The organism is Micromonospora phytophila, from assembly GCF_023656545.1.
Classification (GTDB): domain Bacteria; phylum Actinomycetota; class Actinomycetes; order Mycobacteriales; family Micromonosporaceae; genus Micromonospora; species Micromonospora phytophila.
In genome coordinates this window covers 1-21,503 of record NZ_JAMOKF010000042.1, presented here as the reverse complement: position 1 = coordinate 21,503, position 21,503 = coordinate 1, and the positions used below count along the sequence as shown (strand labels likewise).

At 67.7% G+C, this 21,503-nt stretch carries 21 protein-coding genes and 2 pseudogenes; 13 read left to right on the top strand and 10 right to left on the bottom strand.

Features of this window, described 5'->3' with window-relative positions; all coding sequences use genetic code 11:
* Positions 1-20 precede the first annotated feature (20 nt).
* Positions 21-233 (top strand): annotated as a pseudogene (locus tag NCC78_RS32695) (GNAT family N-acetyltransferase, cg3035/Rv0428c family); the annotation flags it as partial.
* Between the two features lie 91 nt (positions 234-324).
* Here NCC78_RS32695 and NCC78_RS08810 read toward each other — a convergent pair.
* The 4 genes from NCC78_RS08810 to NCC78_RS31995 form a co-directional block, all read right to left on the bottom strand.
* Entirely contained in the window at positions 325-717 is a 393-nt protein-coding gene (locus NCC78_RS08810; RefSeq protein WP_250793262.1) for a hypothetical protein, read from the bottom strand.
* Between the two features lie 147 nt (positions 718-864).
* Positions 865-1,407, bottom strand: coding sequence for a 2'-5' RNA ligase family protein (locus NCC78_RS08805; protein ID WP_250793260.1), 543 nt, complete (start codon positions 1,405-1,407; stop codon positions 865-867).
* A gap of 112 nt (positions 1,408-1,519) precedes the next feature.
* The gene (locus tag NCC78_RS08800) at positions 1,520-2,197 is read right to left on the bottom strand and encodes a PhzF family phenazine biosynthesis protein (RefSeq protein ID WP_250793258.1); all 678 of its coding nucleotides are present in this window, start codon (positions 2,195-2,197) and stop codon (positions 1,520-1,522) included.
* Positions 2,198-2,354: 157 nt separating this feature from the next.
* Entirely contained in the window at positions 2,355-2,480 is a 126-nt protein-coding gene (locus tag NCC78_RS31995; protein ID WP_284706269.1) for a hypothetical protein, read from the bottom strand.
* A gap of 168 nt (positions 2,481-2,648) precedes the next feature.
* On the opposite strand from NCC78_RS31995, the gene NCC78_RS08795 reads away from it, so the two are divergent.
* Complete coding sequence (locus NCC78_RS08795) at positions 2,649-3,104, top strand: NUDIX domain-containing protein (protein ID WP_250793256.1); 456 nt, start codon at positions 2,649-2,651, stop codon at positions 3,102-3,104.
* 151 nt (positions 3,105-3,255) lie between these two features.
* Here the strand turns inward: NCC78_RS08795 and NCC78_RS08790 are convergent, their stop codons facing one another.
* Positions 3,256-5,898 carry a LysM peptidoglycan-binding domain-containing protein gene (locus tag NCC78_RS08790; RefSeq protein ID WP_250793254.1) on the bottom strand — a complete coding sequence of 881 codons (2,643 nt, stop codon included), beginning with the start codon at positions 5,896-5,898 and terminating at the stop codon, positions 3,256-3,258.
* A gap of 255 nt (positions 5,899-6,153) precedes the next feature.
* Between NCC78_RS08790 and NCC78_RS08785 the strand changes: the two genes are divergently transcribed.
* The 6 genes from NCC78_RS08785 (at position 6,154) to NCC78_RS08760 (ending at position 12,496) form a co-directional block, all read left to right on the top strand.
* Positions 6,154-8,094, top strand: a complete 1,941-nt coding sequence (locus tag NCC78_RS08785) for an Hsp70 family protein (RefSeq protein WP_250793252.1) — start codon at positions 6,154-6,156, stop codon at positions 8,092-8,094.
* Positions 8,095-8,353: 259 nt separating this feature from the next.
* Positions 8,354-8,773, top strand: a complete 420-nt coding sequence (locus NCC78_RS08780) for a barstar family protein (RefSeq protein ID WP_250793250.1) — start codon at positions 8,354-8,356, stop codon at positions 8,771-8,773.
* Positions 8,774-8,919: 146 nt separating this feature from the next.
* Positions 8,920-9,432, top strand: a complete 513-nt coding sequence (locus tag NCC78_RS08775; RefSeq protein WP_250793248.1) for a hypothetical protein — start codon at positions 8,920-8,922, stop codon at positions 9,430-9,432.
* A 197-nt stretch (positions 9,433-9,629) separates the two neighbouring features.
* Positions 9,630-11,105 (top strand): tetratricopeptide repeat protein, encoded by a 1,476-nt coding sequence (locus tag NCC78_RS08770; protein ID WP_250793246.1) that lies wholly within the window; start codon positions 9,630-9,632, stop codon positions 11,103-11,105.
* A gap of 167 nt (positions 11,106-11,272) precedes the next feature.
* Positions 11,273-11,707 (top strand): hypothetical protein, encoded by a 435-nt coding sequence (locus NCC78_RS08765; protein ID WP_250793245.1) that lies wholly within the window; start codon positions 11,273-11,275, stop codon positions 11,705-11,707.
* Between the two features lie 150 nt (positions 11,708-11,857).
* Complete coding sequence (locus NCC78_RS08760; RefSeq protein WP_250793243.1) at positions 11,858-12,496, top strand: hypothetical protein; 639 nt, start codon at positions 11,858-11,860, stop codon at positions 12,494-12,496.
* Between the two features lie 147 nt (positions 12,497-12,643).
* Here NCC78_RS08760 and NCC78_RS08755 read toward each other — a convergent pair whose 3' ends face one another.
* The 3 genes from NCC78_RS08755 to NCC78_RS08745 all read right to left on the bottom strand — a co-directional run bounded on the left by NCC78_RS08755 (position 12,644) and on the right by NCC78_RS08745 (position 15,694).
* On the bottom strand, positions 12,644-13,402 hold the full coding sequence (locus NCC78_RS08755) for a formylglycine-generating enzyme family protein (protein WP_308220880.1): 759 nt from the start codon (positions 13,400-13,402) through the stop codon (positions 12,644-12,646).
* 362 nt (positions 13,403-13,764) lie between these two features.
* Positions 13,765-14,616 (bottom strand): DUF4262 domain-containing protein, encoded by an 852-nt coding sequence (locus NCC78_RS08750; protein ID WP_250793231.1) that lies wholly within the window; start codon positions 14,614-14,616, stop codon positions 13,765-13,767.
* A gap of 214 nt (positions 14,617-14,830) precedes the next feature.
* Positions 14,831-15,694, bottom strand: coding sequence for a hypothetical protein (locus NCC78_RS08745; protein WP_250793229.1), 864 nt, complete (start codon positions 15,692-15,694; stop codon positions 14,831-14,833).
* A 119-nt stretch (positions 15,695-15,813) separates the two neighbouring features.
* On the opposite strand from NCC78_RS08745, the pseudogene NCC78_RS08740 reads away from it, so the two are divergent.
* The 5 genes and pseudogenes from NCC78_RS08740 to NCC78_RS08720 all read left to right on the top strand — a co-directional run bounded on the left by NCC78_RS08740 (position 15,814) and on the right by NCC78_RS08720 (position 19,933).
* A pseudogene (locus NCC78_RS08740) lies at positions 15,814-16,583 on the top strand (transposase family protein).
* A 692-nt stretch (positions 16,584-17,275) separates the two neighbouring features.
* Positions 17,276-17,701: a hypothetical protein gene (locus NCC78_RS08735; RefSeq protein ID WP_250793227.1), complete on the top strand. Its 426-nt coding sequence runs from the start codon at positions 17,276-17,278 to the stop codon at positions 17,699-17,701.
* Between the two features lie 130 nt (positions 17,702-17,831).
* Complete coding sequence (locus NCC78_RS08730) at positions 17,832-18,281, top strand: VOC family protein (RefSeq protein ID WP_250793225.1); 450 nt, start codon at positions 17,832-17,834, stop codon at positions 18,279-18,281.
* Between the two features lie 213 nt (positions 18,282-18,494).
* Positions 18,495-19,337, top strand: coding sequence for a transposase family protein (locus NCC78_RS08725; protein ID WP_250793223.1), 843 nt, complete (start codon positions 18,495-18,497; stop codon positions 19,335-19,337).
* Between the two features lie 128 nt (positions 19,338-19,465).
* Positions 19,466-19,933 (top strand): SAM-dependent methyltransferase, encoded by a 468-nt coding sequence (locus NCC78_RS08720; RefSeq protein WP_250793222.1) that lies wholly within the window; start codon positions 19,466-19,468, stop codon positions 19,931-19,933.
* Between the two features lie 209 nt (positions 19,934-20,142).
* Here the strand turns inward: NCC78_RS08720 and NCC78_RS08715 are convergent, their stop codons facing one another.
* On the bottom strand, positions 20,143-21,105 hold the full coding sequence (locus NCC78_RS08715) for a DDE-type integrase/transposase/recombinase (RefSeq protein WP_250793220.1): 963 nt from the start codon (positions 21,103-21,105) through the stop codon (positions 20,143-20,145).
* Positions 21,106-21,143: 38 nt separating this feature from the next.
* Positions 21,144-21,503 (bottom strand): transposase (locus NCC78_RS08710; protein WP_504919714.1); only part of this gene is annotated, 360 nt, incomplete at its 5' end.

Below are 21,503 nucleotides of genomic sequence, written 5' to 3'. Positions count from 1 at the left end.
CGGCTACCTACACCGCAAGCCGCGGCGGCTGGCTGCTGCGTCACACTCGCGGCGTCACCCGCCGCCGCTCAAACTCTGCGGCTCCGCTTGCCGCACGGGACGATTCCCACCATGGGATCGAGGCGGTCGAGTTGTTCTACCGCTCGCGTAGCTGCCGGTGCTGGTCCAGGTCGCGCCCGCACACCACCACGCCGGGCTGGACGCGGTACTGGCCGCGCGGAGATACCGCCTAGCTGCGCCACCCTGGTGCTCACCGCGCCCACCGCCGACGTCGTCGCGGCGACCGCCATGGGCGACGCGTGCGCCGTGCACATCGACGCGACCTCAACGGCGCGCCGTGAGGGGCACGAGGACGAGGACGGCAACGCCAAGTGTCGTGGCGCCGACAGCCCACCACCAGAAGAATCCCGAAAAGACCGAGGCAATCAGGAGCCCCATGCCGAGGCCGGCCAGCAGGCCGAGTGCGAACAAGGCCCGTGGGGGCAGGGCGAGGTAGGGCAGGCGCCGTACCACGAGCACTTCCAGCCAGGTGCCGCCCAACGCCAGCAGTGCTGCGCCGACCCCGTCTACGGCGGATAGTCCGTGACCTTCGCTGAGGGGCACGAGGACTCTGCCCTCGTCACCGGCGGGGACGAAGAGGATGAGCACGCCGGCGACGATGAGCAGAGCGGTGATTGCTACCTGCGTGCGCGGCGCACCCCCGACATCTTGAGACATCGCTACAGTCTCGGTCATCCGCCATGGTCTCCGCAGGAGCCGTATCGCCGAACATCGAATGCCGGCGGTAATCGCCGCGTCTTGATCCCACCTTCCTCGCCCAACCCGGCGCGATCCGCCGGCACGACAAGCGGCAAGAGAGGACGTTCAACTCCTGTCCGGCTCAGCCAACGGAAACGTGGTCTGCCTGATCCAAGTGCCGCTGTCATCGGCCTGAGCGATGAGCGTCATCTTCCGGGCACGTCCCACGATGGGCAGATGCTGTTCGAGGGCCCGTTCTGCAGCTTGCATGTCCTCCAAGTCGCAGCCATGAGCCACTGTCAGGTGAGGCACGACGTCGTCAAACTGCCCCTCGAACGGCGGGAAATCCGGGAAGGCTGTGTGCACGAGCTCTGTGAGGATCCGGAAGGGCTGGGGATCCTCCGGCGCGAGCCACAGAACTTCGTCGCCAAACCATGCGGTGCGGGTCAGTCGAAAGTCGAACGCCGCGGTGTTGGCGAAGATCCGCCGAAGCTCAGCTACGACCACCAGGTCGGTCTGAGCTGGAGGCACGAACGGGAACAGCACGGTGACGTGGGCCGGGACCCCTAGCCGGGCGCTGGCGTCGAGCACGTCACGGTGGTGTCCCACTGCCGCTTCCGCCTCGGGAACCTCGAGTATCAGACCACTTTGACGGAGTATCGCACCCATGGTCCGAGCCTAGATCTCGGCGTCGACCGGGGACGCACTGGACTCGGGATGCACGCGCGGACAGCGGCATAGCGGAAATTTTCAGGCCTGGCTTGGGCGCTGTGGGGGTGGCTCATTTAAGGGATCGGGTTTCCTCGAGGATGACCCGGCCGCCGACATCGACGGTGTCGTTCGGACCTGGTCGAGTCAGGATTTGCGATCCCTTGCCCTGTATGATGTCCAGCGCCCGGCGCAGCTCGGCGGTGAGCACGATCGCGGACGCTCCGGTGGCTTCATCCTCGACGATGGCGTCGCCCCGGCGGGGAAATCCTCTGGTACGCACCCGACCGGCGGCCCGGTCTTGCCACGCCCACGCGTACAGCCACCCGCCACCTGGCGGCGGACACGGTAGCGAGTCGACCTCCTCGGCTGAGGCGTACTGCTGCATGCGCCTGTCGGGCGCCCACTGCGCGCGACCCCTGATCCAGGTGAACTCGCCGTCCTGCCAGGTTGGCACCGAGCCCGCCGGCGGGTGTAGGAGTTCCGGCCTGGCTCGGAGCCGACCCAGCAACCAGGACGTGCCCACCAGGGGATGCCCGGCAAACGGCAGCCGCACAGTCGGCGTGTAAATATCGACGACCCCTGTGTCGGCATCATCGACGAAGACAGTTTCGCTGAAGCCCAGCCGCGCGGCCACGGCTTGGCGGTCCTGCCCAGTGGCCACGGCATGGCCGTCAAGAACAACGCCGAGCTGGTTTCCGTACCTACCGCCGGGACCGCAGAACACGCGAAGTACATGGATATCTGTCACAAATGATGCTAACCACAGGAGGCTGTTGAGCGGACACCGGGCACTGTGCGCTCATCGGAACGACCGGGTGCCGACTTGATCCGTTGTGGTGACAGTGTGTAGCGGTCGGTCGGCGGCAGATCCGCGCGTGGCTGAAGGTGGTGACCCTGGTGGCTGTTCAGAGAGCGCGGGCAGCGGCCCGGCCGGCGGGGCCGAGCTGCCACCGCTCGGCCGGCACCGGCGGTTCGACAACCAGATTCGCGTGCCGAACCAGCACCAGCCGGGCTCCTTCGATCACCGCCATCAGATGAAACGCATCCGGGTCTGCAGATCCAGACTGTTGTCCGGCAGCACGGCGATCCCCGCGGCGCGAGGGCGCCGGCCATAGCGACCGACCTGCGGCAGAGCCGGATGTCTGCGCGTGCCCTCTGGCTGGAGCGAGCTTGTCCTATCCTTGTGCTCTAATCCCGTCATGCATGTCGTCGTCTGCGGCGCGCTCGTGGAGAACGGCGCGGTCCTGCTGGTACACCGCAGCCCGACCCGCCGGGCATACCCGGATCTCTGGGATCTGCCCGGGGGGCACGTCGAAGCGGGTGAGTCGGAACTACAGGCCCTCGCGCGTGAGATGCACGAGGAGCTAGGGGTTCACATTGTGGCGGAGTCCTCGTCACGGTTGGGCGACCTGCATGCCGGCAGTGGCGAGGACGCCGTCCACGTGGGCGTCTGGCAAATCAGAGACTGGGTCGGCTCCCCCACCAACCGTGCACCTGACGAGCATGACGACATCGCATGGGTCGGGATCAGCGAGCTGGGCGGCCTTCCCCTCGTGTTTGGCGCCCTGCCGGCATTGCTTCGTTCCCTGCCTGAGCCTGACCGGCTGTCTCGTCGCGACGAAGCACGGACAACCGCATCGCCGAGCGGCCCGTAAATCCATCGCTGCTCCGCACTTCCGTCCGGTTGACTCCCCTGCATCCGGTCATCGACAGATCCGGACGCCGGGCATCTCCCCGGCGATGGCTCTGGATGGCCTCGGCAAGCGGCGTCAGTCCCTGGCTGGCTGTGCGCGGTACCGATGGTGATCACCTGTCGGCAGGGTTGCTCCGAAGCCGGTGGACGAGCGTGACGGTCGCTTCCTGGGGTTCGACGTCGAGATCGGCGAGGGCTTTGGTCAGGGCGCGAAGGAGGGTGTGGATGCCGTCGGCGTCGCCGAGGGCATGGCGGGCGTGCATCGCCTTGGTGTAGAGGGCCTCGTTGTAGCGGTCCAGTCCGATGGCCTTGTCGAGCAGGTCGGATGCAGCCTGTGGGTCGGTGTCGATGAGGGCGTCTGCCAGGAGTAGACGGGCTTCGGTGCCCCAGCGGCGCACGGTCTCTCGGTGTGGTTGCAGCCATTCGTAGTCTTGACCGTCGGCCAGTGGCGCGGTGTAGAGGTCGCAGGCGGCGGTGAGCAGCTCGCGGCGGCGTGGGCCGGTGGCGATGGCGGCCGTGCGGAGCAGGTCGCGCAGGGTCCAGACGTCGACGTCGACGGCGGCGGGGTCGAGTCGGTAGCGTCCGGCGTTCTTGACGACGTAGGCGTTCCTCGCATCGAGGGTGCCGGCTCGGGCGAGGACGTGTCGCAGGTTGCTCGCGTTGGTGTGTACGCGCTGGTCGGATTGGCTGAGGCGGGCGTCGGGTTCGAGGTATTCGCCGATCTCGCGGGTGGTGACGCCGTCGGGGTGGCAGGCCAGGAACACGGCGAGTTCGAGGGCTTTGGCGCGCAGGGGGCGGCCGGGCTGGGTGATGTTGTCGATGCGCGGCGGCCCGAGCACCCGCAGGCACGCCTTGCCGGTGGCCTTGGGTTCGACGGTCGCGGTGACCGGTTCGGGCCGGTCGGGAGACGCGGTGTCGGTCCGGCTCGCGTGCAGCGGGACGGCTGGGCTTGGCGCAGCGGCTGAGGACAGCGTTGTCGGTTCCCCGGTCTGCGCCTCCCGCAGAGTGGTCAGAATCCCGATAGCGGTGCGGGTGTCGAGGACGGGCAGGCGTGGTGGGATCGGCTCGGTCGCTGACCCAGCGGCGAGTGTGGTGTGGCCGTCGGAGGCCACGTCGCTGGTGACGCCGTGCTGCCATTCGCCGAGCAGCACGGCGGACACGCCCAGGTCGCCGCCGAGAGTGAAAGCGGCCTTGGCCCGCATGCGGGCGTTGGCGGGTGGGACTGCAGTGATGAGGACGACCGGTGGCAGGGCTTCCTCGTCGGGGGCCTGCTGGCGCAGTGTGTCCAGGTCGGTCAGTGCGTGCTCGTCGAGGATGCGGCTGCGGTGCAGGAGCCGGGCCTCGATCGCGGCGAGCGCGTGATCGCTGCTGTCAGTGATGTGCAGCCGTGGCCATGGTGCGAGGGCCGTGGCGTCGGGGCCGAGAAGCGTGACCAGGGTCGCGGCGTCGATGACGACCTCACCGCGTGCGTCGGGGTGGTTCGGGCCGCCGGATGCCAAGGCTGCGACGAGCGCGGCGCGGGCTGCGGCGTGCGCGCCGTCGCCGACGACGCCGATTCCGCCGGTCGGCAGCGACACGAGCTCCGGTACGCGGCCGGTTGGCTCGCCGTCGTCGTTGTCCGAGTCGGATGGTTCGGGGCGGTGGGTGGCCACGGCGCGGCGGACCTGGACAACCGGCGGTGGCAGCTCGACGGGTGGTTCGGCCTCCGGATCGCCGGTGTCGCGGCGCCGGCGTTGAAGCCAGACCAACGCGGCGGCAGCGCTGATCGCAGAGGCGAGGGACCAGGGCAGCCAGGTGGAGGCCGACAGCTTCACGCCGTCTTCGTCGGTCGTCACCGCCGGTGTGTGCGTGTCGGTGGCGGTCGGAGAGACTGGCGGCGGCGCAGCGAGGCTGGGGGATGCCGATGAGTGATTCGGCGGTAGGGACGTGCTCGGGGCCGTCGACGGTGCGGTGCTCGGGACGGCAGGGGGTTTCTCGGTGGTGGGCGGCTGCGCGGTGGAACCGGGTGGCTGTGGCTCGGCGCTCGGCGGTGCAGGTGACGGCGTGACCGTCGACGGTGGTGTGGCGGGTTTGGCGGCCTGTGGTGGGCGGGCGTCACCGGGTAGTCGCAGTTGCCAGCCGGGGTAGATGAGGTTGCAGTCGCGCAGGGTGCCGCCGACCTGGGGGAAGTGGCGGTGCTTGTTCAGCTGGCAGATCTCCGGCCACCGGTTCGCGTCCCCGAGCCACTCGGTGGCGACCTTGGACAGGGTGTCGTGTCGCTCGACGGTGTAGAGGTAGCGCTGCTCGGCGACGTGGATGACGGCGGGACCACGGGCGGCGGCCTGCCGAGGAACGTCGGCGCGCTCCGTCGCGGCGGCGAATGCAGCCGGCTGGTCCGGGTTCGCCGCACGGTCGAGTGACCCGGCGGACGTGACGGCGAGCGCGGCGGTGCCAGCCAAGCCGAACACGAGGCGGTGCAGCGGGGCCGGCAGCCTGAGCACGGGAATGCGCCACCGGGTGAGCGCCGCGAGGATCTCTACAAGCAGGAGCAGCGCGAACACGCCCCACAGCAGCCACATCGCCCAGAGTGCCGCGCCGATGAGGACGTCCGGGGTGAATCGGCCGCTAGAGCGTTCGAACCAGTCCGGGATCTGCGACCACGCGGGCAGCCGTTGCACGGGATTGCCGCCAGCGAACCAGAGCAGCGTCGGCACCACCACCAGGAAGAAGCTGGCGCCGATGACAGCACGAGCACCGCTGGCCAGGGAACGCGACATCGAACCCGGCGGTGGTGGTGAGTCGCGCGGAGGGTGAACCGTCGCCCGTGCGCCGTACTCGGCGAGCCTGTCGCTCTTATCCGGAGACATTGACGGCACCCCCTTCCTCTGCGGTTGATCCTCAACCTCCCCGGATACACGAGGATCAGCATGTTCTGCCATCCCACCGAGAAGGATTCTCACCATCCGCGCACAAAGGATCACGCGGAGAGGATCACGGTTGACGTCTCGCCCTCACGGGCGAGACTGCCCCTCATGCCAAGCGGGGGCGCCAGGGCGTCGATAGACCTCAGTTCCTCGGCCATCGCCGTCACCGTCAGCCAGCAGGGCGTTCGGGTCCCGATCCTCATCGACGGTCGCCTCGTCATGCCGCCGGGCGTCGCCATCGGCCCCGCGGGCCAGCTCTACGTCGGCCTCGACACCACGGCCGCGAGGTCCCTCCCGGCGGACCACCGCTTCGTCGACGATCCCGCCGACCTGCTCGGCAAGCCCGCTGGTGCCTACGATGCGACACAACCCGACCCGGTGGATCTGCTCGCTGCCGTCCTGCGGCATGCCGGCCACCATGCTGCCCACCAGGTCGGCCAGCCGATCACCAAGCTCACCGTGACCATCCCACCGAGTTGGGGACCACGCCGCCGCGGACAAATCGGCGAGGCGGCCGCCCGATCGGGACTACCGTCTCCCGCCCTGGTCACCGCACCTGCCGCCCTCGCCGCCTACGCCACGACACTCGGCCTCACCATGCCCGAGAACTCCTGCGTGCTCGTGTGTCAGGCCGACCGCCATCCGGCGACCCTCACCGTCCTTCAGGCAGTCACCGACGGCTACCGCGAGCTTGCAACACAGCAACTCGACGGCATACCAGACCTCGACCACCTCATCACCCAACGTGTCGTTCACACGGCAACCAACGACGACGACCCACTCCGAGCGGCGATCAACCAACCCTGCGACGCCAACGCAGAGGGCCGCCTCGCCGTCCTGGAGTCCGTCCGCACCGCCAGGAACCTGCTCGCGGCACAGGATCGCGCACCGGTCCTGCTGCCCGCGCCCCGACAGCCCGCGGTCATCACCCGCGAGGACATCACGATCGCCGCGCAGCCCCTCCTCGATCAGGTGCCCACCACGATCACCGGACTACTCGACGCCGCTGACGTCGACACGGAACACCTGGCCGCCGTCATCCTGCGGCCAGCTCACGCCCTACCCGCGCTGACCGACCGGCTCGCCCACGACACCGGTATCACCCCCGTCCTCGTCGGTCACCCTCACGCCCTCGCTGACGGAGCCCTGGTCCTCACCGCCGCCCACCAACCCCAACCTCGCGCCGCCACAGCACGGCTACCCCGCGTCCGGCTCCGCATCAGCGACCTCACCGGCGCCCTTCTCATCGGCGCCTGCTCCCTGACCCTGCTCCTGCAAGCCGTCCTCACCGCCGACATCACCAAGGTCTTCACCTCCGTCATCGGCGCCCGCACCTCCCTACCGCAACTCGGCACCGCCGGCGCGCTCGCCATGCTCACCGCCCTCGCCGTAGCACACCTGGCACCCACCACCTGGCTCGCCGGAACACCCGCCGCGTCAACACCCGAACCCACCACCGGCAGCCTCATCCGGCGCGGATACTTTGCTGCCGCCGTCGGCGGCACCGTCGCGGCCGCCCTCTACGGACTTGCCACCGGCACCGCCGTCGGCCTCGACTACACCCCGTACCTCAAGTGGGCCCTCGGCGGCGCCCTACCCCTGGCCGCCTGCGCCGCCCTCATCGCCGTCACCGCACCACGGATCCACACCGACACAACGCCCACCTGGCTCGCCCTGGCTCGCCCCGCCATCACCCACACCATCACCGCCGCCGCCGGCATCTTCCTCATGCGCGCAGCACTCACCCTCACCACCCCCGTCGACCTGACCGGCATGCCTGGCCTCGCCGGCAGCCTCGGAGCAGCCCTCCTCGGCGCAGCCACCGCCCTCACCGCTAGCCACAGCCGCGTGATCCGCACAATCACCGCACCCGGCCTGGCCATCGGGTACGCCCTCGTCTTCAGCTACGACACCAGCAGCGCCCTGATCGTCGGCTACCTCATCGCCCTCACCTGGTGGAGCCTCCGACTCACCGCCCACACCCTGCGACTCGCCTTCCCCCACGTCCGAGCAGCGCTACGCCGCCTCACCGATCGCGCAACCGGCTGAGAACCTGAAGGCAGCCCTCCCGCGCGAAAGCCAACTACCACCTAGCCTTGGCCGATGGGATTGACTCGGTTGAGGATGGTCTTCGGCTGCTCTGGCGCGCCAGCCCCAAGTTGCCGACGAATTCGCCCGGGTCTGGGAGCTGGCCCAAGCCGCCCTCGGCTCACGGATGACCTCAGCGGCTGAACGACACCGCGCCAGCACAGCTCAGCGAGCGGTCAGCGGCAGATCCGGATGCTGAGGTCGCGCCCATACTTGCACCGTGACCAACCAGAGCGATGCCCTTCCCGTGCTCGTCATTGACGGAGCCTCGTTCGTCGACTTCGCCGGCTTCGTACGCGAGTTCTCGCAGCTGCTTTGTCACGGCACCTGGAACGGAAGCCTCGATGCCTTCAACGACATCCTCCGCGGAGGCTTCGGCACCCCCGAGACCGGCTGGGTGCTCAAGTGGGTCAACTCTGACTCGTCCCGGGTCGCGCTTGGTTATGACGCGACGGTCCGCTGGCTGGAGCAGATCCTCCTCACCTGCCACCCATCGCACCGCGCGAGGATCGAGGCCAGGGTCAGCGACGCACAGCGTGGCCAAGGGCAGACGCTGTTCGACATGATCGTAGACATCATCCACGAACACGGCCCAGGCGGCAGCGAATCCGAGGACGGCATCATCCTCGAGTTGCTCTAAACCGTTCGGGTCCCTCCTGGCCGTTGCCGCCCGAACCAGCGGCATCCGCTGACCAGGTCCACGCCTCCGCTGGCCACGGCTCCCAGCAACGCGCGACCCGCGGCATGAGAGTGCGCTTCCTGGCGACCTGACGCGATAATCCATCAGTGAACTACGAAGACCGCACGGACTTGCTGCCGCCGGATGCTGTCCTGGGTCCCGATGTGCTCGAACGTCTTCGGTCTGACGATTCAGACCCGGTGGGTTGTCTCAACGAGGTTGGTGAACCGCAGGTCACCGAGGCGGTTCCCCGTGCGGCGATCGCCGCCTTCATCGCCTCGGAGGCTGCAGACGGGGCACCGGAGCCAGCCCTTCATGCCGAGCGAGATGCAGCGGAGTGTGGCTACGCGTTCGGCCAATTGCTCCTTGATTCCTTCCCTAGCGATCGACTGACCAGCGACGGGGTCTTATCCGACCTCAACCGGATGTACCTGTTCGCCCTCGTTGATCTCGTCGACGAGGCCACACCCTCGTTCAGCACCCAACTGTCGGCCTACCTCGCCCAACGCGCCCGACGATTCCCCGAGGCCGAGGCCCTCGGAGGTGCGCTCGAGGAAGCGACGTCCTTGGCCTGGTGTATGGGATTCGGTACTGCGGTGGTCTTGGCCGACCGTCGGTAGGGATACCTGCTGCCGAAGCACTCACATCGGCAGATGAGGATGGCGAGCGGCAGCTCCAGCCGTCACGCTGCGTGCCGCGCGGATCGCGGCAGATGCGGATGTCCGATCATGGTTGGTTGATGGCGCCGGGCGGGGCCTCGCTCGAGGTGTTCCCAGGGGTGCGCGAACGTCAGTAGGTGGCCCTAAACTTGCGGCTCGTGACGACACCCCTCACTCCGGCCGAGGTGGCCTCCGCGCTGTTGCGCGAGGGCCGTATGGGCGACGCTGAGAACCTCATGACGCGCGAGCTGCAGGCCGCCACGGACATACACGGTCACGGCAGCCCGGAATGGGCCTCGGCCCAGTGCGACCTCGGCAATGTGCTGCTGGACACCGATCAACGCGATCGCGCGATCGAGTACTACCGCCGCGCCGCCTCCGCGCCGCCGCGCGATCGCGAGTCCCACAAGGACCAGTTGACCTATCGACTCAATCTGGGCTTGGCGCTGCGCATGGCCGGACGACTCGACGAGGCCGAGACGGAGTTACGCCAGGGCGTTCAGGAGCGGCTCGCCTTTTACGGCCGCGAGCACGCGGGGTACGCGTTCGGCCTCGAACCATTGGCGGACCTGCTGCGGCAGCGTGGCGACGTGGCAGAGGCCCGGCAGGTCGTCGAGGAGGCGGTGGCCAACCTGTGGCGCAACGGGCACGAGCGGGTGGCCTCAGCCTTGGCGTTGCGAGCAGCGATTGTGCAGGCCGGTGGCACCCGCGAGCCGCTCTTCGTGGGCCTGCACCAACTGCCCGACGAGGTCGTCGAGCAGATCGGGCAAGTCGTCACCCAGATGCTGGACCACAACGATCCGGCATCCAAGCTCCTGCTCACCTCCCTGGTCGCCGCCTTGGAGGAGCGGCTCGGCATTGACCACCAGGCGACGCTCAACGCCTTGTCCGCCCTGGCGAACCTCGGCCGGGATCTCGGTGACCAGGCGGGGCGGGTTGATGCGATCGAGCGCGTGCTCGCTTCGTACGACCGCCTGGGCCGGCAGGAGGAGGCGCTGATGGCAGCGCTCGGCTTGGCGATGGCCCAGGACGAAGCCGGCGATGCCGAGGCGGCGCTGCGCACGTACGCGTCGGCGCACGCGAGGGCGGAGCGCATCGGTCGTCCGGAGCTGCGGAGCCAGGTGCTGCGCAACTGGGGCCTCGCACTGAAGGAGGCCGGCCAGGTGGGCCCGGCGGAGCAACGGCTGACCGAGGCAGTGAACCAGGCGCGCCGCGGCACCGACCACGACGCGGTCGGGCGGGCCTGCATCGCCCTCGGTCTGTTCCTCCAGCATGAGGGCCGGCTGTCGGAGGCCCGCACGGTCCTGGAGGAGGGGCTGACCGTCATGGGCCCCGTTCACCCGGACGCGATCATCGGCCGCAGCCACCTTGCTGCGGTCCTGGATGGCCGCACCTGCGGGTGCGGCGACATGGCGGGCGCCATCTCCGACGCGTTCCGCGAGTTCGTCATCACCAGGCTTCCCGCAGACCTGCTCGACCGCCTCGACGTGGCGATCGTGGACGGCGACTTCAAGATCGATGTCGGGCTGCGGCGAGAACCGACCGAGTCCGAACTCCAGCGGCTCAACGACGTCTTCCAGACCGCTCACGCGGAATTCCGGCGGCGGATCAGCGAGCCCCGCTACGCCGGCTGACCGCCCGACTGCCGTTGCGGTACAAGGCCATCGGCGCGCGACGCCAAGCCTCGACCTCGCCATGATCACACGCACTGCCCTCCGCAGAGTCGGGCGGCAGCGGCTGGGGGACGCGCGGTCTGCGCGCAGTGAGCGGATGCGTCGGCTCATCCACTACCGTCCGGGCTGTGGCAGCCAAAGCAGCGGGAGCGTTTCGTCGGACGCCGATCGAGCGATCAGACCAGCGGGTCGCATGGGAACGGACGGACCAAGCCTTCTTCGCTGCCGGAGCGTGTCACATCCTCGCCTGGGTCTGCCGGGGTTCCTATCCAGACCGGCCCATCGAGATAATCGCGGTGCGCTTTCCGGGCGAGCGGCAGGTCTTCCACACCTACGCGGCCTGGGATGGCTGGGCGTTCGACCACTCGGGCTGGAATCCGGAGCCGCAACTGCTGGCTGTCAACACAGACTTCGAAGGCCACCCGCTAGAACACATCAAGATCACGGACAGTCTCGCTGAGTTCTGCGAGAAGCACCACCACCGCAGGCCGAACCAGTATTGGCATGACCCGCTCCCCCGTGCTCGCGACTACGTCGGCCGATACATCCCGCCCTGGGCGTAGCCCCTTACCCGGGCACCCACACCGGCAAAGCACATCTGCCGAGCGGGCTTAGCTACGGACGGTGATGGCCGCACCGGCCGCCTACGCGCTCGACCCGCGGCATGAGCGTGCACCGGATCATGGGCGATCGGTATGACGTACCGTCTGGTGATGGCGTACGTGGGTTCCCGGACGATGAATGTCGGAACCTGGTTGCTGCCCGAGGACGAAGACGCGTTCGACATGGCGTTGCGCGACAAGTTCCCTGCCGCCGCGTGGCAGTGCTCGCAACCGGGACCGCTGGGACGTCACCCAGTCCACCTGCACGACTCGCTGGGAAACGCGATGGCCTGCGGCGGTCGCGGAGTTCAGGCGTTCCTGCACCTGCCGATCGGTGCAAGCCTGCCATCAACCGTCACGCTTGCCGACGGCGTCCCTCCGCCGGACGGGCCACCGGTCGCTGCCGCTGTTCAACTCCTGCGCTCAACGCGCCGACATGACCCCGGCGGTACCTACTGCGATCACGACGACGGGTACCAGCACCCGGACGGCGGGGCATACTTTGATGCCGGCAGGCTGGCCGTTAGCTGGTTCGAAGACGAAGTCGCTGCCGACACACACCAGGTCCTCCTGCGGCAAACACGGGCGGTTCGGTCGGTACTGATAGCCACCACTCGTCCGGCTCACGTCAAGGATCAGAATGGCAGACGCCTGACTGGCTATCGCATCGGTCCGGCCGCACAGGCGATGGCCGAAGCGACGGGCACCCTTCTTGGCCGCAGTGGATTACAGCGGTTCCGGCTTGTCTGAATCTGCCGCGATCTCGACGTCAGGCAACGCACTCAACTCGGCACGACCGGACGCTGAGCCTGCGCGTCTCCCGCTCACTGCTTGTGACGCGCGGTCCGCGGCTGATAGCGAACGTTGCGGTGTATCCGTCTCGTCCGGCGGCTCTGGCTAATTGCACGGTGGCAGTGGTGCGACCGGGCGGACCGCGGTGAACTGAGCGTGCTCATACCGGGTGGCGGCGAGCAGCAGCAGCCATTCGTCGCAGCCCTGCCACGGGTAGAGGTCGGCGGCGCCGCCGCGTACCGCCCTGAGACCGTCACCGGTGCGTGGGCGGGCATCCGCCGGCGCGCCCACGAAACCGGGAATCCACACGTCGGCGCAGATTTCGTTCGCCGAGCCCATGGCGGCCAGCCCGAACGCGTTCTCAGCGGCGGCTGTCCGCTGCTCATTACCGAAGTCGTCGAGCAGTTGGTCCTCGCCGGGTTTCCCGTCGCCGCGGAAGGTCAAGGTGGTGGTGCCGGCTCGGGCTGCGTACTCCCACTCCGCCTCGCTGGGCAGCCGGAACGGCATCGCCTCGAGCAGGTCGTCCAGGTCATCCTCGATCCGGGCCGTGCCGGAGTCCGCGTCGGCGTAGTCGTCCTCGTACTCGGGCAACCAGTGCTGGACCTGCGCGACCGTCATCGGGTGCCGGGCGATCAGGAATGGTTCGACCCGCACCTCGCGTACCGGCTGGGCGACCCCGGCACCGACGAAGAACGGCTCAAGAGAGTCCTCTACTCCTCCACTGCGCTCGATTGCACGTACCGCCGCCAGTTCCGCCTCGGACAGACCCATGCGGAAGGTCCCGCCCGGCACCTCCCGAAAGACCACGCCGGATGGGATGTGCCGCCAGGCCGGCCGCCCGGCCACGATCTCCTCGGTCCACATGGCGCCGAACGTTACCAGCCCGGGCGCCACCAACCGCACCGTCTTGTACGAGTACGAGCACTGGTCGGCACGCGCGCTCATCGGCATGTCCGGCCGCCCACGTGGCCGCTCTCATCCGTGGCTGCCCTCTACGCGGAGTGATCGGTTGCGGTCGATCCCGCGCAACTCGATCGGCGGCAGAAGCGTGCAGCGGTGAGCGTTCCGGACAGCGTGGCAGCGTCAGGTCGTCTGCCGCATCCGCTCCTGGCAGACCGGCGAGCAGTTGCTCCGACTCCGTCGGCTGCGGGCAGCTCGACCTGGAGCCAGCGTCCGTTGGTCAGGTCCTCACTGCTGGGCTCGGGCCCGCAGTGCGACTGGCAGGCTTACTGCGGCTCGACGGTCGAGCGTAGCCAGTTGCCGTCGGGCTGCCGCCAAGCGCGCCAACCCGCCGGCAGGTCCAGCAACTGGCCGACGTCGTGGTGGGCGACGAGGTGGACCAGATGCGCGGTGGTCACGTCCGGCTGCCTTATTGCGTCGCCGTCGAGGAACTGCCAGCTCCCGTCGTGATCGTGGATCACACCGTTGACCGGGCGGCCGCCGTCCATGATGCGCTTGAGCGTGAACACGACCTGGCAAAGATCAAGGTTCGGGTACATCCATGGCGGCGTCGGCTCGGTCCACATACTGCGCGGGTGCTCGTCCATCGGCAGCCACAGCGACGGCTGGGCCTCATGCGCGCCGTCTTCAAGCTCGGGGTCACCCGGGTAGCGGCCGGCCTTGTCCGGCCACAGCAATTGCCCGACCGGGAACGGCGGACGCTGATAGTAATCCATGGCCGCGCCGAACAGTTGCCCGTACCAACTGCTGTGCACCGGAGCGAGCGCGAGCTCGTACCCGTCGATGAAGCCTGCCAACCTGCGGCCGGGGGTCAGGGGCTGCCCATCACGGATCAGGCAGCCGACCGAGTTGACGATCTCCATGGCCCGCTGCTGCGGGATGCCGAGCAGGCACAACTCGACGCTGCCGTAGCTGTGCCACAGACCGATCGAGTAGGCCCAGTCGGGCGTGGTCATGCCAAGAACGCCGGTGACGCCCCAACCATACTCACGAACCAGCCGGGCATTGCGGCGCTCGCGCTCCGGCCAGGACTTCTCTGCCCGCCGCCACCGAACCCGCGGTGTGCCGTCGCCCTCGCAGAGAAGGCAATGACACTCGCGGTCGGGCGCGTCGGGCATCCGCGGAGCATACAAGGCGGCCACCCGGCCAGCGGCGAAGCGCGCACGTGACCTTGCCGCGCATCCGGCCAAAAGCGTGTATCGACACGTGCCCGGAACTCGGGAATGCGCCTCCGGGGCCGCTGTCGTTCTCGTTAGTGAGCCATTTTCATCGTGGATAGCGTGCGGCTTCAGCGGGGTGGAGGACAAGGATGGGTGTGCGATCGCGGTGGGCTCAGTGGTAGATCGATGCGTCTTCATAGACGACTCGATGGCTGGTCGGCCAACCGGGAAGGTCACGTGGCTGTCCCGGGGGCAACACGGGAGCCAGCAGCCCGAAGAGGCGGCGCATCGCCGCGTCGTCGAATTCCTCCGGCGTCCGGGTCGCTCGCAGCAGCACACCACCAGCTCTCAGGCGTCGTACCTCCTCCACCGCACCGGACGCCTCGATGACATCAGCCCCACCAAGCCGGTGGACCAGCTCCTGGGGCACCACCGTCACCCACGAGTATCCGCGCAGCAGCTGCCGACTCTGCTCGACGGAGACATTTCTGTCACGCCGAAGCGCCTTGTCCAACTCGGTAGACGAGTCATTGCCGCCGTCATGGCTGACCTCGCCGTACGCGGGATCTGCATCGGCCAACACCCTGGCCAAGAAGTCCACCCACCGGTCATACTCCACCGCCGGGTCGAAGGCAGTGCCCAGCATCGCCCGGGTGACCAGGCGAACCCAGGGATTGTTGTCCAGCACCCGACTCACCCCGAGGCGGACATGCGCGTAGGACAACTTCTTCTCCTCCGCATCGGCCGCGGCTTGGACCAGCACCGGGTTTTCGTGAATCTTGTTCAACGCCGTCGCCCATCGAGCATCGGAACGACGGACGGCACGGATCGGGTCCCGCTCGGTTGCACACACGATCAGCGAGGCCGCCACATCCGGATTCTTCGCGGCCACTGCCCGCGACACCTCACCGAACAGGCCGTCCCAACCCTGTTTCAGCCACGCCTGAGAAGTCCGGGCGACACCAGCCGGATCCCGCGGATCCAGGCACACCACCGCATGTAGCGACGAGTCCTCGGAGTAGTCGTAGTAGGTCATCGAGCCCGCCACCTTTCGAGCCAAACTGCGCGACTCCGGCGTGTCCGTGCTCCAGACAGGACGAAGCTCCCGGTAGGACAGCAGTCGACCAAGAACGACCGCCCAGCACGGGAGCTTCGTTGCTGACCTATCCTGCCAGCATCCCGCTGTCCACGCGCAGCCTGACCCGCCTGACCGACCTGCTCCGCACCCGGCGGAGAACGTTGGGCGCCCGCTGGCGGCTGCCCGCGCATCAGCAGGCGCTGATGGCCTTAGCGCACCTGCGCAACGGCGACACCCTTACCCGCCTCGCAGCCGGGTTCGGGGTGTCGGTGACGACGGTGTGGCGGTACCTGCGCGAAGCCGTCGACCTGCTCGCCGCCCACGCCGCGGACCTCGCCGCGATGCGCCGAGCTGCCAAGCTGGCGTATGCGATCCTCGACGGCACGCTGATCCCGATCGACCGGATCGCCGACCAGCGGCCCTACTACTCCGGCAAGCACAAGCGCCACGGCGTGAACGTGCAGGTCCCGGCCGACCCTGCGGCACGGCTGGTCTGGGCCTCACCCGCGCTGCCCGGCTCAACGCACGACCTGACCGCCGCCCGCACCCACGGCCTGATCGACGCCCTGACCAGCGCGAACGTGCTGACTTTCGCGGACAAGGGCTACCAAGGCGCCGGCGGCACCATCTGGACTCCGTTCAAACGCCGCCGCACCCGCCTGTCCCACCGGCAGAAGTCAGTCAACCGGCACCACGCCAAGATCCGAGCCCTCGGCGAACGCGCCCTCGCCACGCTCAAGACTTGGAAAGTCCTGACCAAGCTGCCTGCCGCCCGCGCCGCGCCAGCGCGATCGTGCAGGCCATCCTCGTCCTGCAAGCCGCCGAAGACGCCCGCTACCCACCATGAAAATGGCTCAGTGATGTAGTGGTATCTCGCGATGCTCGACAAGCAGTTCGCGAGCTGCGGTCGAGGAGTCGGCAATGCCCGAACCAACCACCTGCCGTGCGAGCCGCGACAGAATCGGCCGCCTGGAAATCGTCTAGCCGGACGTGTCACCCACGTCCCGAGACGGATCTGTCACGGACGTCCTGAAGCTCGGCAAAGCAGGCGTCCAGGGTTCGATTGCCCGATGGATACCGGAGCTTCCTACTGGAACCTTCGCGCTGCTGTTCATGGCCGACGGCGCCTTCCTGAGAGCTGCAAGTCCCTGCAAATGGCCTTGTATCCATTGAGGTGATCTCAACAAGGTTCGGGGGCAGCTTGCCACCGCGCATGGTGCGCTACGCGATAACCGCGCGGGACGACCGGTCGACACGGTTCTCACGCGACTGCTAGCCAATCCGTGGCGGAGGCCGCAAGATCAGCACAGCGCCAAGTCACTCTGCGTGAACCCTGAATGAGGTCGCATGCCCCGGCGGGTGCACGAATCTGCCGAGAATAGTGCGCGCCTGGCCTGTCCGTCCGGCCAAGTCCGAGGCATTGGCGCGACTGGTGACGGAGGGCGCCTTTGCCACCATATGCCGGAATGCAATAGCCATTCGTGCGGCTGCGGCAAAAGGGAGCGCTGTCCCGCAGGTCAGTGCCGGTAGGGTCAGCGGGTGAGCAGATCTTCCGGACGTACCGCGAACTTCCGCACCCTGTACCACGGGCAGGCCACAGCTGGCGCCGCATCGAGTTACGGCCTGTTTCTGATTCGCCGATCAGGGTCATGGGCGCAGCATTGGGCATCGATCAATGCTGGAAGGCGGCCTGTCCCGCCACCGCCGCTGGTAGACCTCGCACATGAGACAGTCATCATGCTCTCGGTAGGGACCCGCGCTGTGCTGGGCTACGACGTCACGATCGAGGACGTGACCGTGCAAGAAATGACTCTGTTGGTGACCGGCGTCGAGAGGCGTCCTGTGAGCGGTGTGACACTGGACATGGCGTGTTCACCGGTGCACATAGTGGCGGCGCGATTTGGACCCCAGACCTTTGAGGACATGCTGCTGAACCTGCGTATCAAGCCTGCCGAAATTACTTGATCTATTGAAGTGATCTCAGCAGGGTTGGACGGCGCTGACACTTCGCGATCTGCTGGTCGTTGGGCTGGTGGAGTCTGGCTGTCGGCCGGACCGGGCAGACGCTGCTGATGCCGTCCGGCATGCTGTGGGCATGACTGAGGAACTGAAAGATCGTTCCGCCCCGTCCGGCGACACGGTGTCAGCTTCGCCACCAGTGATCTCTGTGATGCTGATCGTCCAAGATGCAGACGCTGCGGTTGCCTGGTACAAGACTGCACTGGGCGCGACAGAGCTGTGGAACCTTGGTGGCGTGGCCGGCCTTGAGATCAGTGGCGCCGCCTTCTTCCTCCATGAGGTCAATCCCGAGAACCCCACAGAGACCAGTCCCGGCCAGGCGGGGGTCACAAGTATCCGCATCGAGGTGTTTGCCGACGATCCCGACACCTTCATCGAGCGCGCCGTCGCCGCGGGCGCTATCGGTGCGGGAATCGAGGATCACCACGTGCCCTGGGGGACGCACCGTCAAGGTGGCTTCACGGACCCGTTCGGTCACAAGTGGTCCGTAGGTGACACGTCACCCCTGGGCCCGTTCCCACGCTGATCGGGCCGGCCCTTCGAATGCGACGCAGGATCGCGCAGGGCGTCATGGCTTGCGGTCTGGCCAGCTCTGATGCGAAGTGTCAATGCCGGAGCTGGAGTCCGAAAATTGGTCGACACGGACCCCCACCGTCCATGGCGGACGGCGCTGGGAACGGGCGTGGAGTCCTCGGTAGAAAAGGTCTGCCTAGATCTACTTTACCAGTCAGGACTCCACGTGATCGCCTACCGTGTCATGCTCGACGTCCCCAGGGAACTCGTGCACCACCTTGCCCGGCTGCTGGCCGCCGAACGCCGCGCCCGCGGCACCCGTCAGGGCACCAGGGCGTTGACCTGCTTTCGCCAGGCGCTGATGGTGCTGGTCTGGTTCCGCAAAGGCGAGGACAAGGCCCTGCTCGGCGCCGGATTCGCCGTGTCGAGGGCCACGGCGTACCGCTACATCGCTGAGGCCATCACGGTCCTGTCCGCTCAGGCCCCGGACCTACACACCGCCCTGCAGCGGGTCGCCGACGAGGGCTGGTGCCACGTGATCCTCGACGGAAAACTGTTCGACACCGACCGCCTCACGGAGACGACCACCAGCGTCAAAGGCGAAACGATCGACGCCTGGTACTCCGGCAAGCACCGCGACTTCGGCGCGAACATCCAAGCGATCATGCGTCCCGATGGGCTACCGATCTGGACCTCGGACGCGGCACCCGGCCACCTACACGATTTCACCTGCGCCCAACTCCACGACATCACCGGCGCGCTGTACTGGGCAGCCTCGCAACTGGACCTGCCCACCCTCGCCGACTCTGGCTACGAGGGCGCGGGCCAGGGCATCCACACCCCAGTCAAGCAACCGGCCGACGGCAACCGTCTCGACACCGACAACCGCACCTACAACCGGCTCCTGCGAGCCCTACGCGGCCTCGGCGAACGCGGCTTCGCCCTGCTCACCGGCCGCTGGTACGCCCTGCGCCATACCACCGCCAGCCCTCGCAACGTCGGCGACATCGTCCGCGCCAGCCTCGTGTTAACCCATTTCGAATACCGATACCTACCGGATTCCTGCTGAGATCACGTCATTGGCGCGATTTCCTGCTGATCATCTGAATGCGGTCTCGTTGGCGGCCCGGGGCGTGGTCGACGGCGGCGCCGATAGCCTCGACGCTGGTTTGTGCGCGGTGCGGATAGCCTCTAGCCATGCTGAGCTTCGAGATCACTCCGATAGGTACGGTCCGGAACGACCGGACGGATGTCCAGCACACGGACAACTGGGGTGCCGTCCGCAGCACGATCACCATTGACGAGCGCTTCGGCGAGGCGTGCCTCCAGGGTCTGGAGGACTTCTCCCACGTGGAGGTCCTCTTCATCTTCGACCAGTTCCCGGAGCACGGCGACTACCGCGAACCCCGCCCCTACCGCGGCCGCTCTGACCTCCCGCCCGTTGGCGTATTCGCTGGCCGCGGCCCCCGCAGACCAAACCGCATCGGGGTAACGTGCTGCGCCATCGAATCCGTCCATGGCCGCGAACTGACGGTGGTGGGCTTCGATGCGGTCTCGGGCACGCCGGTCATCGACTTGAAGCCGACGATGGCGGAGTTCCTCCCGGTCGACATCAAGCAGCCGGAATGGGTCGGCCGCGTGATGTCAGAGTACTTCCAGCCGTAGCGTGGTTCCGGTGCCACCGCCTGCCGCACCCGCGCGATCGCCCGACATCGGAGAAGCGCTTGAAGCAAGGTCAGGTGCGCGCACATCGGCAGAGTCGCTCCTCGCCACCATCACGTTCCGGATGCCATGCACGCGGCGAGGATGGTGTCAGTCCCGCGGGCCGCGGGGGCCAAACGGTAGTTGTCAAGTCAACCTGAGACAGGTTGTCGTTAGCGGGTGGGTTGTTCTTGCCGGGCGGGGTTGTTGATCCAGGCGCTGTCGGGTGCCTGGGGTGCTCGCGGACGGCGGGTGAACCGGTCCGGGTGAGCGGTGTAGGCCTGGTCGAGGGTGGTCTGTCGCTGCGCGCGGATCTGCTCGGCGGTGCCGAAGTGGACTGACGCCGGGGTGTGCCAGCCGATCCCGGAATGGCGGTGTTCATGGTTATAGGCGGTGAAGAAGCTGTCGCAGAAGGCGCGGGCGTCGGCGAGGGAGCCGAACCGGTCGGGGAAGTCGGGCACGTATTTCATCGTCTTGAACTGCGCTTCGGAGTACGGGTTGTCGTTCGACGTCCGCGGTCGTGAATGCGAGCGGAGCACGCCGAGGCTCACCAGCATCTCGGACACCGGTCTGGACACCATGACACCACCGCGGTCGGCGTGCAGAGTGTGCGGCTCGGTCCCGTTGCGCCAGACCGCGTCGGCGAGGAAATCGCGGGCCACGACAGCGTCTACGCCGGCCGCGACCAGCCACCCGGTCACGTAACGGGAGTAGATGTCGATGACCACGTAGCAGCGATACCAGATGCCTTTGACCGGTCCTTTCAACGCGGTGATGTCCCACGACCACACCTGCGACGGGCCGGTCGCGACCAGCTCGGGACGCACCCGTGGCGGGTGGGTGGCCTGCCGGCGTCGTTCGCGGACCTGCCCGGCCGTGCGGGCGATGCGATACATCGTCGACAGGGAGCACCAGTACCGGCCCTCGTCGAGTTCCCGAGCCCAGACCTGCGGAATCGCCAAATCGGCATACGCCGCACTGTTGAGCACCTCGAGGATGCGGACCCGTTCGGTGTCCGACAGCGCCGACGGCGGCGGGGTCCGCGGCAGCCACGGCCCGTGCACCGGCCCCAGCCCGCTGCGGCGGCGGTAGTGCGTCGCGCGGGAGGTCCCCGTCAACTCGCAGCCGCGTTGCACCCCTATCCCCGCCGAACGCAGGTCAGTCAACGCCGTGGTCAGGACCCGCTCGGCGGCGGATCGTTGTCCGCGCTCTCGGAGAGTTCTTCCAAGAGCGCGTGCGCTTTTCCCATGATGTCCAACGCCATCCGGGTCTTCTTCAGATCCGCCTGCAGTTTCTCGTTCTGCCGGCGTAGCTTCTCCAACTCGATCAGCTCAGCGGTCTTCCGAGCCGGCCGCCGCGATCCCGAGGATGAATCCCCGTCGCTGCCGCTGCCGGTCAGAGCCCCGGCGTCGCGGGCTCTCGCCCACTCGATCAGATGCGACGAATACAACCCTTCCCGCCGCAACACCGCCGCTTTCTCCCCATGCGGGGCATTCTCATATTCGGCAAGGATCCGCAGCTTGAACTCCGGACT

What these genes read in the sequence shown, in the direction of transcription:
- NCC78_RS08750 (WP_250793231.1), bottom strand. Translation starts at nt 14,616, where the DNA reads ATGCCCGACGCGCCCGACCGCGAGTGTCATTGCCTTCTCTGCGAGGGC.
- NCC78_RS31995 (WP_284706269.1), bottom strand. Translation starts at nt 2,480, where the DNA reads ATGGCGGTGATCGAAGGAGCCCGGCTGGTGCTGGTTCGGCACGCGAAT.
- NCC78_RS08785 (WP_250793252.1), top strand. Translation starts at nt 6,154, where the DNA reads ATGCCAAGCGGGGGCGCCAGGGCGTCGATAGACCTCAGTTCCTCGGCC.
- NCC78_RS08805 (WP_250793260.1), bottom strand. Translation starts at nt 1,407, where the DNA reads ATGGGTGCGATACTCCGTCAAAGTGGTCTGATACTCGAGGTTCCCGAG.
- NCC78_RS08730 (WP_250793225.1), top strand. Translation starts at nt 17,832, where the DNA reads ATGACTGAGGAACTGAAAGATCGTTCCGCCCCGTCCGGCGACACGGTG.
- NCC78_RS08745 (WP_250793229.1), bottom strand. Translation starts at nt 15,694, where the DNA reads ATGACCTACTACGACTACTCCGAGGACTCGTCGCTACATGCGGTGGTG.
- NCC78_RS08810 (WP_250793262.1), bottom strand. Translation starts at nt 717, where the DNA reads ATGTCTCAAGATGTCGGGGGTGCGCCGCGCACGCAGGTAGCAATCACC.
- NCC78_RS08790 (WP_250793254.1), bottom strand. Translation starts at nt 5,898, where the DNA reads ATGTCGCGTTCCCTGGCCAGCGGTGCTCGTGCTGTCATCGGCGCCAGC.
- NCC78_RS08720 (WP_250793222.1), top strand. Translation starts at nt 19,466, where the DNA reads ATGCTGAGCTTCGAGATCACTCCGATAGGTACGGTCCGGAACGACCGG.
- NCC78_RS08760 (WP_250793243.1), top strand. Translation starts at nt 11,858, where the DNA reads ATGGCGTACGTGGGTTCCCGGACGATGAATGTCGGAACCTGGTTGCTG.
- NCC78_RS08755 (WP_308220880.1), bottom strand. Translation starts at nt 13,402, where the DNA reads ATGTGGACCGAGGAGATCGTGGCCGGGCGGCCGGCCTGGCGGCACATC.
- NCC78_RS08795 (WP_250793256.1), top strand. Translation starts at nt 2,649, where the DNA reads ATGCATGTCGTCGTCTGCGGCGCGCTCGTGGAGAACGGCGCGGTCCTG.